At 42.1% G+C, this 13,104-nt stretch carries 10 protein-coding genes; 1 reads left to right on the forward strand and 9 read right to left on the reverse strand.

Features of this window, described 5'->3' with window-relative positions; translation table 11 throughout:
- Nucleotides 1–9: 9 nt before the first annotated feature.
- From RIL182_RS14485 to RIL182_RS14510, 7 genes are all read right to left on the reverse strand, one after another.
- Nucleotides 10–2,040, reverse strand: a complete 2,031-nt coding sequence (locus tag RIL182_RS14485) for an ABC-F family ATP-binding cassette domain-containing protein (RefSeq protein ID WP_044998933.1) — start codon at nt 2,038–2,040, stop codon at nt 10–12.
- Between the two features lie 332 nt (nt 2,041–2,372).
- Nucleotides 2,373–3,494, reverse strand: coding sequence for a glycerate kinase family protein (locus RIL182_RS14490; RefSeq protein WP_044998931.1), 1,122 nt, complete (start codon nt 3,492–3,494; stop codon nt 2,373–2,375).
- 71 nt (nt 3,495–3,565) lie between these two features.
- Complete coding sequence (locus RIL182_RS14495) at nt 3,566–4,456, reverse strand: TrmH family RNA methyltransferase (protein ID WP_006856865.1); 891 nt, start codon at nt 4,454–4,456, stop codon at nt 3,566–3,568.
- Between the two features lie 86 nt (nt 4,457–4,542).
- Nucleotides 4,543–5,025 carry a GNAT family N-acetyltransferase gene (locus RIL182_RS14500; protein ID WP_006856864.1) on the reverse strand — a complete coding sequence of 161 codons (483 nt, stop codon included), beginning with the start codon at nt 5,023–5,025 and terminating at the stop codon, nt 4,543–4,545.
- A 45-nt stretch (nt 5,026–5,070) separates the two neighbouring features.
- The gene (locus RIL182_RS21760; RefSeq protein ID WP_006856863.1) at nt 5,071–5,457 is read right to left on the reverse strand and encodes an ATP-binding cassette domain-containing protein; all 387 of its coding nucleotides are present in this window, start codon (nt 5,455–5,457) and stop codon (nt 5,071–5,073) included.
- Between the two features lie 12 nt (nt 5,458–5,469).
- Nucleotides 5,470–5,979 (reverse strand): ATP-binding cassette domain-containing protein, encoded by a 510-nt coding sequence (locus tag RIL182_RS21765; protein WP_006856919.1) that lies wholly within the window; start codon nt 5,977–5,979, stop codon nt 5,470–5,472.
- 769 nt (nt 5,980–6,748) lie between these two features.
- Nucleotides 6,749–9,550 carry an ABC transporter permease gene (locus RIL182_RS14510; RefSeq protein WP_006856862.1) on the reverse strand — a complete coding sequence of 934 codons (2,802 nt, stop codon included), beginning with the start codon at nt 9,548–9,550 and terminating at the stop codon, nt 6,749–6,751.
- Nucleotides 9,551–9,827: 277 nt separating this feature from the next.
- On the opposite strand from RIL182_RS14510, the gene RIL182_RS14515 reads away from it, so the two are divergent.
- On the forward strand, nt 9,828–10,997 hold the full coding sequence (locus tag RIL182_RS14515) for an IS110 family RNA-guided transposase (RefSeq protein ID WP_118592507.1): 1,170 nt from the start codon (nt 9,828–9,830) through the stop codon (nt 10,995–10,997).
- A 187-nt stretch (nt 10,998–11,184) separates the two neighbouring features.
- Here RIL182_RS14515 and RIL182_RS14520 read toward each other — a convergent pair whose 3' ends face one another.
- Together RIL182_RS14520 and RIL182_RS14525 are read right to left on the reverse strand one after the other, a co-directional pair.
- Nucleotides 11,185–11,901 carry an ABC transporter ATP-binding protein gene (locus RIL182_RS14520; protein ID WP_006857030.1) on the reverse strand — a complete coding sequence of 239 codons (717 nt, stop codon included), beginning with the start codon at nt 11,899–11,901 and terminating at the stop codon, nt 11,185–11,187.
- 198 nt (nt 11,902–12,099) lie between these two features.
- Nucleotides 12,100–12,990, reverse strand: a complete 891-nt coding sequence (locus RIL182_RS14525; RefSeq protein ID WP_006857029.1) for an RpnC/YadD family protein — start codon at nt 12,988–12,990, stop codon at nt 12,100–12,102.
- Nucleotides 12,991–13,104: the final 114 nt, after the last annotated feature.

The raw sequence follows: 13,104 nt of genomic DNA on the forward strand, positions 1-13,104 counted from the left end.
TCTGTATTCTCAATCCTCCTCAAATTCTGCAAGTTCTGTCTCCGTCTCAAGCATCCGCTCTAACAGACTCTCCTGGTTCTTTTCCTCTGCGTCAAGTGCATTCTGCAGTTCCATCAGCTTCGGATAGTCACTGGCAAGCTCCGGATCCATGAACTGCATTTTTATTTCAGCAAGTTTTTCTTCGCTCTCCTCTAACATTTTTTCATATTTTTCTAACTGGTGATGCAGTCTTGAACGGATTTTGCCCGGATTGTAATAAGTTTTTTTGTCAAACACATCCGTTAAAGTAGGAACATCTGCGTCTGTTTTTATGCCACTCTGATGCTGATTGTGTTTCTCATTCCCCACAGAATTTTGTGTATCATTTCCTGACACATACCTCGCACTCTGTGACATTCCTCGCCCTTTTCCGGAAATCTCTATCTCTTTTTGTTTTTCTGCAAGATACTCCTCATAGCTCATGGTATATTGTTTCACACCACTCTCGGAAAACTCCAAAATCCCGGTTGCGATCCTGCTGATAAAATAACGGTCATGTGAGACGAAAAGTACTGTTCCCTCGTACTCTCTTAACATCTGTTCTAACGCCTCTTTTCCAACAATATCCATATGGTTCGTCGGCTCATCTAAGATCAAAAGATTCGGTTTGGTCTGCAGCATTTTACAGAGTGCGAGACGGACTTTTTCTCCGCCGGAAAGCTGTCCCATCTTCTTTTCTACATCTTCTCCGGAAAATAAAAATCCCCCCAGTGCACTGCGGACTTCCTCCCTCATATAGGAAGGATATTCCTCCCAGAAATTTTCAAGCACGGTCTGATCTTCCCGGAAATGCTCCTGCACTGCTTTCTGCTGGTCAAAATAACTCCATTCTACATTTTGTCCAAATGAAAATTCACCACCTAACGCAGGCAGTTCGCCGACTAAGGTTTTCAAAAGTGTGGATTTTCCTTTACCGTTCTCCCCAATGATTGCAAGTCTGTCTTTCTTTTGAAGCAGAAATGAGACTTTACTTAAGACGGTATCGTAACCGATCTCAAGATTTTTGGCATGAATCACATTCGTGTAGCTTTCCATGCGCGGTACATATCTCGCATGAAATGCTTTCGTATCAAAATGTCTCGGCTTTTCGATTTTTACCATGTGTTCGATCGCCATGCGCTTTGAACGTGTCGCCGCCACTTTCGTCGGCGTATTTTTCCATTTTTCGATCCAGTCCGTCAGACGTTTGATCTCCTTTTGCTGCTCCTCATAGTCTTTTTCCTGTTTGATCAGTGCCTCTTCTTTTTGCTTCATAAATGCCGTGTAATTGCCGGTATAACGCTTGATCTCATGATATTCGATCTCGTAGGTCACATCGATCACTTTGTCTAAAAACATACGGTCATGTGAAACAATGATGACCGCCTTATCATAAGTCTTTAAATATCCTTCTAACCACTCGATTGTCGGAAGATCCAGATGGTTGGTCGGCTCATCGAGCAGCATGATATCCGGACGTTTTAACAGCAGTTTGATAAATGCCACTTTCGTCTGCTGTCCACCGGAAAAACTTCCGATCGGGCGTTTCAGATCTTCTAACGCAACCCCGAACCGCTGAAACATAGTCTCCATATCCTGCTGCCACGAATATCCCCGCATTGCCTCCATACGGCTTTGTAAGTTGTCATATTCGCGCAAAAGCTGTTTGTCCGCGGAAGTTTTCATCTCATTTTCAAGTTCCCTCATCCGCTTTTCACACGCAAACACCGGCTCAAATACTTTCTTGATTTCCTCTTCCACGGTCACATCTTTTTCCGTAAAATTAACCTGACGCAGGAAACCAATCTCCTGTTTTCCTGCCATCGTAATACCACATTCTTCATCGCTGTCTAAATTATTCATCGAAATATCGCCCGCGATCAGACGCAGCAGCGTGGTCTTTCCACAGCCGTTTCGTCCTACAATGGCGATTTTTTCTTTATCATGCACCTCAAAATTGACATCACGTAAGATCACATCTCCGCCAAACTGCACGAGGGCATGACTGATCTTATATCTCATATTTATCTCCATTCCTGCGTAAAATCTTACTTTTACACTAACTCCTCTATCTTTGATAGACTACCTACCTTCTAACACCAGCCGAAGTAATTCATTTGCCCAGTACTCCGTCAATTCAAAGTGAGGCACAGGCAGTAGTTATTCTCTGCTATTTCAGGATCATCTTCATGGCCGGTCTTCCCATAGCCCAGCATCACAAAACCAATCAAAAGACCATCATCATACATACATCCCAGACATTTTTTGTTGTAATTTCTTCAAAACGAATCATATTAACCCCCTTTCTTGCGTGTGAAAAAATGTATTTTCACACAAATCTCCATTCTTTTCCCTCACAGCAGCCGAAATACCTGCTCTGCCGTGGCGGCTATATTTTCCATTGCATTTTCTTTTTTCATTGCTTCTTCTAATGTTGCCACGCCTCTTACGATCGGGAAAAATGCATCGATTCCCGCCCGGTTACAGACTTTCGCTTCCGGTGCAACGCTCCCTGCAAATGCAATGACTTTCGCATTATATTTTTTTGCCAGCGCAGCAACACCAACCGGTGCTTTCCCCATGACCGTCTGTGCATCCAGACGTCCCTCTCCGGTCACCACAACATCTGCATTTTTCATTTTTTCTTCCAGACCGGTTGCATGCAAAATCAGTTCCACACCCGGTATCAGTTCTCCCGCAAGATACGAAAGGAACGCGTATCCGAGTCCTCCCGCTGCACCGGCGCCCTCGCAGTCCGCAAAGTCACATCCAAGACTTTCTTTGGTCACATCCGCATAATGTCTCATTGCTTCATCGATCTGATCTTTCTGCTCTTCCGTCACACCTTTTTGTGACCCAAATATGTAAGTTGCACCCTGTTTGCCGCAAAGCGGATTTTTCACATCACAGGCAATCTGAAATTTTGCACCGGAAAGCAGCGGATTTTTATTTTCAGTCCGGATCACCTCAATCTTTACAAGCGCTGCCGCGCCCTCTCCCACATCATTTCCATCTTCATCAAAAAATTCAAATCCAAGTGCCTTTAACATTCCGATGCCTCCATCGTTGGTTGCACTTCCACCAATTCCAATCATGAAATTTTTACAGCCGCGTTTCAGGGCATCTGCAATCATCTCCCCCACTCCATAGGTAGATGCACGCAATGGATCTTTCTTTATCACAAGCGTGATTCCCGCAGCAGATGCCATTTCCATGACAGCCGTTTTTGTCTCTTCTAAAAAACCGTAATAACACGACACTTTTTCTCCAAGCGGTCCTGCCACAGTAACCGGTATTTTTTCTGCTCCCAAGCCTTCGATCAGTGCATCCACGGTTCCTTCTCCGCCATCCGCGAGCGGATTTACCACTACTTCTGCATCCGGTTTTGCTGCCAGAATACCTTTCTTTACAGCATTTCCAGCCTCCATGGACGTCATGCTTCCCTTAAATGAATCGATTGCTGCTACTACTTTCATATAAATCTCCATTCTTGCGTGTGAAAAATCTTATTTTTCACACTTCCATCTTTCTCTAAGAAGTTAGTTTGTTACTGTTCGCACTTCATCCCAAGCTGCCAGAATGCCACCGCACTTGCAGCCGCCACGTTCAGTGAATCCACACCATGTGTCATCGGAATTTTCACCGTATAGTCACAGTCTGCGATCGTGTGATCTGCCAGTCCGTCACCTTCCGTTCCGAGAACGATTGCTAACTTTTCCTCCGACATCATTTTTTCATCATCTATACACACGGAGTCATCCCGAAGTGCCATTGCCGCCGTTTTATATCCAAGCTTATGCAGCACATCCATCGCACCGTCCGGCCAGCATGCATTTTTATCAAAATATGTCCACGGTATCTGGAATACTGTTCCCATGCTGACACGGCTTGCTCTCCGGTACAGCGGATCTGCACAGGCTGGTGTCAAAAGAACTGCATCCATTCCAAGTGCCGCCGCAGAACGGAAAATTGCTCCGACATTTGTTGGATTTACCACATTTTCCAAAATTGCAACACGCCTTGCATTCTTGCAAAGCTGCTCCACCGAAGACAGTGCCGGACGGTACATGGCACAGAGCATGCCGCGTGTCAGCTGATATCCTGTGATTTTTGCAAGCATTTCAACTTCTGCCACATAAACCGGGATTACATGCTCATCCTCCCTATAAACCAAAGACTCCTGTGTAAGATCTCGGCTTTGTAATTTATCACAGCGCGCAAGGATTTCTTTTGCCTGTGTCTCCACATGTTTTTTTTCCATCAAAAATGACATCGGCACACAGCCGGCATCTAAGGCACGCTCGATCACCTTCGGACTTTCCGCAATGAAAATCCCCGGCTTCGGCTCAAAATAGTGAAAAAGCTGTGCTTCATTTAAATTGTAATAAATCTGCAGCTCCGGGGCATCCAGATCTTTGATTTCTATAATATTTATCATTGTGTTCCTCTTTTCTCTCCTGTATCAGCGCTTGAGCATATGGCAGATAAATTCATTGATTATACCATGTGCAAAATGGCACATGATCAAATTTCAAGCCGGAAAAGAATTCTTCCCTCCTCAAGCTCTCCCCAACAATTTACCGGCGGCTCCTTCGTTTCTTTAAATCCACAATCCGAATGTATTTTTATTGATGATAAATTACTTTTTCCTATAATGCAATCTATCTTTTTTGCGCCTATGCCTTTCAAAAACTCCGTTACATGACGTATCAGTTTTTTACCATATCCTCTGTTTCTATGCCCCGGCATCGTCTCAACTGCCTCAAGAAACCATTTCCCCGGCTCTGACTCAACTGCCCTGAGTCCGCATACCCACTGTTTTTCTGCGGTTTCAACAAACACCATCTGCTTTGGATTTTCGATAAACTCCTTTAAAAATGCCGCATATGATGCCTCCATTTCATCACGATCTTTAAATTCCCTCTCCATATCCGCCATGGATTCTGCATATAATAAAAACATTTTTTTTATTACCTGTTCATTTACATTTTCAATCCGTTCTAACATTTTTTATCCTCCTCTTCTGATCGCCAGATTACAAAAACGGTCGGATCACAGCTTTACAGTTCCACGACACGCGTTGAAGCTGTTCGGATTTCTCCGTCTGTCACAAGCAATTTTGCATAACTGCTGTGTATTGATCTGCTGCACATTTTTCCTCTCATAACCTGCCTGTCCGATATTTACCTGCTGCAGAATCGTCTTGATCAGCGTCGATTTTCCACATCCGTTTTCTCCATGTAAAAAGACACGCTCCCCCTGCACCAGTTCAAAGGTCAGATTTTTCAATACATTGTCCTCTGCACCTTCATACCGCACCGAAAGTTCCTGGCAGGAAATCAGACGTTCCTTATGATAGGAAAGCGGCATAATTTTTAAACTGACAGGCTGTTCGATATCCTGCAAAAGACCCTCTTTTTCCTGTATTTCCCGTTCCATCCGGCGTTCGTACTATGTCACGCGGCTCTGCATCTTTTTTGTCTTCGCACCGATATATGCTCTCGTTGCAACCGAGCGGTCATGCTCTTTGACAGGATCATAGCCTATTTTCGTCGCCTCGTTTTTATCTGCCCACTTTCGGCTTCTTGCCGCCGCCTGTTTTAAAGATGCGATTTCTTTCAAATGTTTTTCATTTTCCTCCATCGCAAAATGATCCATCCGCGTCTTGTTTTCCCACCAGCTTGAAAAATTGCCGCTCTGTACCTCGATCGTCTTTCGGTTTAAAACCAGCACATGATCAATGCAGGCATCTAAAATATCCCTGTCATGCGATATCAGGATAAACCCTTTTTTCCCGCGCAGATTTAAAAAAGTTGTTTTTCCTTTTCCATTTCTCCCGATCAGACCTAACTTCCAGTCCGTATCAATCCCAAAAGATACGTTTTCAAAAACCGTATCAAAACTTCCCTCATAACCATATGTGAGATCTGTTACCTGAATCTGTGACATAAAAATCTCCATTCTTGCACTGCTTTCAAGCGCATCTCAAGTTTGTGCGTAAGCACAAATCTTGCGTGTGAAAAATCTTATTTTTCGCACTATCCTCCTAGTTTTGCGGAGCAAAATGCGAACCCACTGGCGAGCAGAGGATTTTCCTCCTAGAACAAAGAGTCGCTTGCGACTCTTTCGCGCTCGAGCGGTGCTGTTTACAGCTAACTTCTACTCTGCGAGATGCGCATCCCGCCCGGAGGGCTTTTAATTCATAGGACGTAATTTCCTATGAATTAAAAAAATCCCATGCTGCCATGGGATTTTTCTTACACCTCACATATTTTATGATCACATCTGGCAGACAATAGATTGCACATTGTAAGATAAAATCGATTGTCCCGGACAACAAAATGTCCGTTTCCGCCATTTTTTAACACAAAAAAGAGAGGATACAAGAATCAAATCCACTTTTGGCAACATGATATGCAGTACTGCACCTCTGCAATACTGCTGTAACTTCAGATTTACACAACATATCATGCACTTTATTCCTTATACCGGTGCAATATATGCCATGTATCATCCCGAATCAGCAGACAAACGTATGCCATATATGACACACATTCTCTTGCTGACTCTGTTTTCTTTCATGTTTCAAAAGTAAATTATCTCCGCATTGGTTCCTCTCCTTTAAATTTCTATTGCAATAGTAGCACAATGCCATTTTTAATGCAACCAAAAATTTTTACGAAAAATCTTTCGTTACCGGTCACACAATAAATATGCACAGCAGCAATCTCTACTCCACATTTTTTAATGCCTGATCCATCGGGATCTTTTTGATACGCATAAAGTCCAGTATCATTACAAACAGATATCCGATCAGCACAAATGCAAACATTTTCACATATCCGGCTGGCTGGATCACAAATGCAAACCATCCACTGTAACTAAACAAGATCGCCTTCCATGCCAGATTCATAACAAACGCTCCAAGTACAACACTGACCGCATCTTCGATCACAACCATGATCGTTGTGGAAAGCAGATACAGGCTGGCGATTTCTTTATTCTCATATCCAAGAATCTTTGTCATTGAAATTGCATTCTCATTTTTCTCAATGATCAGCTTTGTCAGAAGATAGATCAAAACTGCGGAAAGCAGGATACAAAGTATCTGGAAATAATCCATATAAGATCCCATGGAATGATCTAACTGGTCACACATCTTTGTGATATCACGCTCGGTGATCACCGTTGCAATATCATCTTCCGACAGATCTGTAAGCTCTTCATTTGAAAAATATCCACTGAATGCCTCTTCATCCAGCTCAAATACCATGCGGTAATTTTCAATCGGCATAAATACTGCAATGTTTACGCACTGGTCATAAATTCCGGCTACCGTAAACGTATACTGTTTGTTTTCATATTTTTCATCCAGTGAAACGGTATCCCCGACATTAAGTTCATATTTTTCTGAAAATGATCTGGAAATATAAACTTCATCTTCCTGCAGGGACTGCATACCTTTTATTTCTACATACTTACTATCGTCTGAAATACCGTAAACAGAGACTTCCTCATCTATTACATCGCTTTTTTTCTGCAAAGAACACATACTGAATTTTTCTGCGTCTTTATTGTCCGTCGTCAGTACATTTCCATCTTCATCCTCAAAAGATTTCAGAACATACTGATACTTTGCAAACATCATATTTTTTGCATTTTCTTTGTAATAAGAAAGCGTATCCGGCATTCCCACTGCCATTGCAAGCATCACCATGATAAAGAAAATTCCCACAAACAGAATCAGATAATTTGCCACATTCTGAAACATGATGCGCAGACGGAATCTGTTAAAAAATTTAAAATGTGGCAGCCGCATTGCTTTTTTGCGTTTTGTTTTTTTCAGATCATGCCTCAGAAACTGTAACGGTGTATGCTGCATCATTTTAATAATGACGATCAGATTGACCATAAACATCAGCACGACCGGTATCAGGGTTGTCTTAAAAAATGCATCCGGATTCCAGATCGTCTCATAGGTCGGAAGGCTGTAACTGTTATAATACATGGATACCACAACATCTTTAAATACCGTATAGCCAAGCACATTTCCGACTAATGCGGAAATCAGGGTAACGATAACCGGCATAGACAGATAATGGCGTACCAGCTCCCCTTTCGTATAGCCGGACGCACGCAATGTTCCGATTGCAGATGACTCTTTTGTGATCGTATTGCTGATCGTAACTGCAAAAATAAATGCGATGATGACAATCAGAATATCAAGCAGCACACCTCCCATTGCCTCATCAGAGCCCATGTCGTCGGTTGCAAAATGAATCGCCGGATTCGCATATTTTGGCACATAATCTTCAATCTCATTGTCATTTACCACGGTCTGTGTGAGCAACGCCCGCATAAAATCATCCGACTGGTTTTTCTCATCTTTTTCATCTGACGGCTCATTTTCATACTTCCATGCATAATCGTAATGAATCGTCTTATGTAACTTTGCAAATCCCTCATCTGTTACCATTGCAACGTTAAACTTTAAGGCATCAAACATCAGATCCGTGCTTTTTTCGTGCAGTGTGGAATAGTTGACATATGCGATCAGACCAACGACCTGATATTTTTCTTCTCCGACTGTGATCTCATCGCCGACTTTTATCCCGACATTGTCAGCATGCATACGGTCAATGGCAATTTCATCCTCTTTTTCCGGGAAACTTCCGTCCATCAGGCATGCAAAATTGATATCATCTGTCTTTGCAAAAACACGGACTGTTCCATCCGAAGTTCCGTCGTTGTCATGATCTTCCTCTTCATCCCTGTAAAAATTTTCATACAGATGAACCGGAGTTTCCTTAAAATCAGGATCGTTCAATTCATATTTTTCTTCTGCATCCGCATATTTCTCATTGATCTCATCTAAAACCTTGTTCCAGGCTTCGTCGTATGCTTTCTCATATACCTCGTCATGTGCCTCATCAAACGCTTTCTCATACGCCTCGTCATGTGCCTTAGGATATGCTTTTTCATATGCTGTATCATAGGCTTTGTTGTACTGCCCGGACTGTTTTGCCTGTGCCACTGCTGTATCAAGCATAACTCCCGCAGTTGTTTCATCAAGTCCCTGCGCCATCAGCATCTGCTTTATCTGTGCATTAAAAGAAACATCAAATTCTGACTGGAACTCTGCATCAAATTTTTCCTTAAATTCTGTTTCAAACTTCTCATCAAATTCTTTTTTGAACTTTTCTTCAAATTCACTATCGAACTTTTTATCCAGCTTCTTTTTTGCCTCATCAATGTAATACTGTCTGACATCTGCTTTATCGCCTGTCTTAATTGCATCAAGCAGTGTTTCGTCTGCTTTCTTTTTTAATTCAAAGTGTCCGTCTTCCAGCTTGTATCTGCCAACACCCTCATCAGCCGCTGTCATCATACTCTCGTTTGCAACATACATGCCTGACACAAAACCGATCATCAGAATCAGGAACAGACTTACCACAAGATACTTTTTCCAGTCTCCTGTCAGTTCTCTCGGTATTCGTCTGATAAGCGGATTTTTGATTCTTTTCTTTTTCATACTAATCTTGTATGATAATTAGGAAGTTAATTATCACATATTTCCTTTCTTTTAATATCGTGGTTCAATACAATTCAGATACTATGGACTTTTGATTTGTTTTCTGTAGCTTGACTACTCAACTGGAGTGTATTGCCACTACCTTTATCTGAATTGTTTATTAGCTGGATGTTGCCGGAGTGTTTTTCACTCAGAGTACTTATTTCTATCAAGTCTACGATGATAATCGTTGGTGGACATCATGGTATCAGACTTTAGGAAAGGGAGGTACAACCTCATGAAAATTTACGTAGGCATTGATATTGCCAAACTTAATCATTTCGCCGCTGCGATTTCTTCCGACGGTGAAATAATCATTGAGCCGTTCAAATTCACAAATGACGCTGATGGCTTCCAACTGCTGGTCTCTAAACTCGAATCATTCGATAAGAACAGCCTCATCATCGGTCTTGAGTCAACGGCACACTACGGTGACAACCTTGTTCGATACCTTGTTACTGAGCTTTACCAAGTGTGTGTGTTGAACCCCATCAAAACCTGTCAAATGCGAAAAAATAACGTTCGCAAAACTAAGACAGATAAGGTCGACACTTACGTGATTGCTAAAACTCTTATGATGCAGGACAACCTCAGATTCGTCAGCTTCTTCGATCTCGATATGATGGATCTTAAGGCATTGGGACGTTTCCGTCAGAAAACCATAAAGCAACGTACCCGATTGAAAATTCAACTGACAACCTATGTTGATCAGGTCTTTCCGGAGATTCAATACTTTTTCAAATCCGGTCTGCATCAACACGCTGTCTATGCTTTATTAAAAGAAGCACCTTCTCCAAAAGAGATTGCTTCCATGCATATGACTCATCTGGCAAATCTGCTCAAAGTGAACTCACACGGACACTTTACCAAAGAACAGGCCAAAGAATTAAGAGTTCTCGCACAGAAGTCTGTCGGTGCTAACGACAGCGCTATATCTATTCAGATAACTCAAACCATTCAACAAATCGAGTTACTGGATAGCCAATTAGAAAAGATTGAAGCTGAGATGACGGATATCATGAAATTCAACGATTCTGTCATCATGACCATTCCTGGTATCGGTTATATCAATGGTGGAATGATTCTTGGTGAAATAGGTGATATTCACCGTTTCTCCAATCCTAACAAGCTGCTTGCTTTTGCCGGTTTGGATCCTTCTGTTTATCAGTCTGGTAACTTTCAGGCTAAGACAACAAGGATGTCCAAACGTGGCTCTCGTGTTTTACGATATGCCCTTGTAAATGCAGCTTGGAACGTTGTCAGAAACAACGCAACCTTCAAGGCTTATTATGATGCCAAGAGGGCTGAAGGCCGGTCTCACTACAATGCACTTGGGCACTGTGCCGGCAAGCTTGTCAGAGTCATCTGGAAGATGCTCACTGGCGAAGTAGAATTCAACCTCGAATAAGAGGTCTGTATACCAATATCGATAGATTTTGAAAAAGCACCCTAAGGGAGCTCTATTAAAGTTACCCTTTTTTACCACCGATATGAAAAAGAAATTTTTTGCTAATTTATGGTTGACTTTTCATAGCTGGTCTCCATTCTTGCGCTGTTTTTAAGCGCATCACAAGTTTGTGCGCCAGTACAGCTCCCTACCACTCCAGATCTGCCGCTGAAATTTTATGTTCATTGATATCGTTATGACGCACTGCCCCGTCACGGAGTTTGATGACATGGTCTGCCATATGCCGGATTGCCTCGTTATGTGTAACCATGATAACTGTATTACCATATTTGACATTGACATCCTCAATCAGCTTTAATATTTCCTTGGAGGTATTGTAATCGAGCGCTCCGGTCGGCTCATCACAAAGCAGGATATCCGGATTTTTCACAATGGCTCGCCCGATGGAAACCCTCTGCTGCTGGCCGCCGGAAAGCTGGTTCGGCAGTTTATGCCTGTGTTCATAAAGTCCCAGCGTATGTAACAGATCGTCAATATCGAGCGGACTGTCTGATAAATATGCACCAACCTCAATATTTTCCTTGACATTTAAATTTGCGATCAGGTTATACATCTGAAATACATAACCTAAATGTTTTCTGCGGTACTGTGTCAGCTTCTTCTCTCCGAGTTCTTCTAACTTATCGCCGTTGATGGAAATATAACCGGAGTCCGCACTATCGATTCCACCGATAATATTGAGAAGCGTCGACTTTCCGGAACCGGATGGTCCAAGCAGCACACAAAATTCTCCTTTTGCCACGGAAAAATTCATTCCACGCAACACCTCCTGACGGGTCTCCCCGCTTCCAAACCCTTTTTTCAGATCAACAATTTCCAAAAATTTTCTTTCTTCTTCTGACATATGCTCCCCTTTCCCATTACGGAATTGTTCTTATATCCTTATCTATTCTGAATGGTATTAAAGTCTTTCCTTACTTTTGTTAGTGTTATCTAACTTTTGTTTGTATTATATCACAGCTTTTCCAGATTACAAGCAAAAAGACGATTCCTTTTGTCAGAATCGTCTTTTTGCCTTACTATTATGTCTTTACTGTCTGTTTCACTGTAAATATTGTTCTATTTCTGAAACTGGCTTTCCTGTCACTTCTATGATTTTCTCTATTGTGAAACCGGACTTGATCATATTACAGATGATTTCTGCTATAGCTTTATCTCTGCCAATCTCGATCCCATCACTTTTACCAGCTTCATATTCTGCCTTTCGGAGTTTCTTTTCTTCCCACTCTTTATCATACTCTAATATACTCACCATCTTTACCTCCGAACGATTCTTCCGAAGAAATTCCACTAAAATTCCTTCTTTGATGCATTCCGTGATCGCCCTTTCAACTGCATCATTCAGATTCAGCTCTGATGCATATTTTCGGACTCTCGCAACATAAATGGCATATTCCTTCAATGTCTGGCACTGCTCCATCAGTTCTTTGTTGTGTCCTTCGTTCACATTTAACATCAGAACTTTTAACTCTAAATCCGGCTCTCCAGCCAGATGCTCATATGCTGATGAAAGTTTCAGTTCCATACGGTCTTCTACGTCATCGGTTCCATTGTAAAACACCATAAACTTCGGTGCCGGAATCTTCTGCAACTTTGACGAATACAGTGACTTATCATTCAGATACTGCTGATACTCGATTCCAATATAGATCAGATCCCGCAATGGTATATTGGGATTGATCGTCGACTGATGCTCATAGAGATAAATATTCGTCTCTAACATAAATGCCAGATCATTTTTCATTCCCATATAGATTGCGTTTTCCAACGTGACGATCTTAAGGGCTTCCGCATTCTGATAATGGCTTCCGGTCACTGCGTTGTACAGGGATAAGAGATTTTCTTTCTCTGAAAACAGCATGCGGAATACAGTGTCTTTGTACTGACGGTTGGCTGTCGGCGTCTTTTCTGATACCTGCTCACTCTTCTTCATATTCAGTTCCTCCTGTGTGCAGGAGGCTCATCCAGATCTCCTGCTTTTCATTTCTGTGGATAAAAAGCATAGATTTCTGAAATGTTTTTTTGAATTTTAGACGGATATATACAT

Source organism: Roseburia intestinalis L1-82 (genome assembly GCF_900537995.1).
Lineage (GTDB): Bacteria > Bacillota > Clostridia > Lachnospirales > Lachnospiraceae > Roseburia > Roseburia intestinalis.

Excerpts from the sequence above, each read along its gene's own strand:
- RIL182_RS14495 (WP_006856865.1), bottom strand. The coding sequence starts at position 4,456 with ATGATAAATATTATAGAAATCAAAGATCTGGATGCCCCGGAGCTGCAG.
- RIL182_RS14500 (WP_006856864.1), bottom strand. The coding sequence starts at position 5,025 with ATGTTAGAACGGATTGAAAATGTAAATGAACAGGTAATAAAAAAAATG.
- RIL182_RS14510 (WP_006856862.1), bottom strand. The coding sequence starts at position 9,550 with ATGAAAAAGAAAAGAATCAAAAATCCGCTTATCAGACGAATACCGAGA.
- RIL182_RS14515 (WP_118592507.1), top strand. The coding sequence starts at position 9,828 with ATGAAAATTTACGTAGGCATTGATATTGCCAAACTTAATCATTTCGCC.
- RIL182_RS14485 (WP_044998933.1), bottom strand. The coding sequence starts at position 2,040 with ATGAGATATAAGATCAGTCATGCCCTCGTGCAGTTTGGCGGAGATGTG.
- RIL182_RS21760 (WP_006856863.1), bottom strand. The coding sequence starts at position 5,457 with ATGGAACGGGAAATACAGGAAAAAGAGGGTCTTTTGCAGGATATCGAA.
- RIL182_RS21765 (WP_006856919.1), bottom strand. The coding sequence starts at position 5,979 with ATGGAGATTTTTATGTCACAGATTCAGGTAACAGATCTCACATATGGT.
- RIL182_RS14490 (WP_044998931.1), bottom strand. The coding sequence starts at position 3,494 with ATGAAAGTAGTAGCAGCAATCGATTCATTTAAGGGAAGCATGACGTCC.
- RIL182_RS14520 (WP_006857030.1), bottom strand. The coding sequence starts at position 11,901 with ATGTCAGAAGAAGAAAGAAAATTTTTGGAAATTGTTGATCTGAAAAAA.
- RIL182_RS14525 (WP_006857029.1), bottom strand. The coding sequence starts at position 12,990 with ATGAAGAAGAGTGAGCAGGTATCAGAAAAGACGCCGACAGCCAACCGT.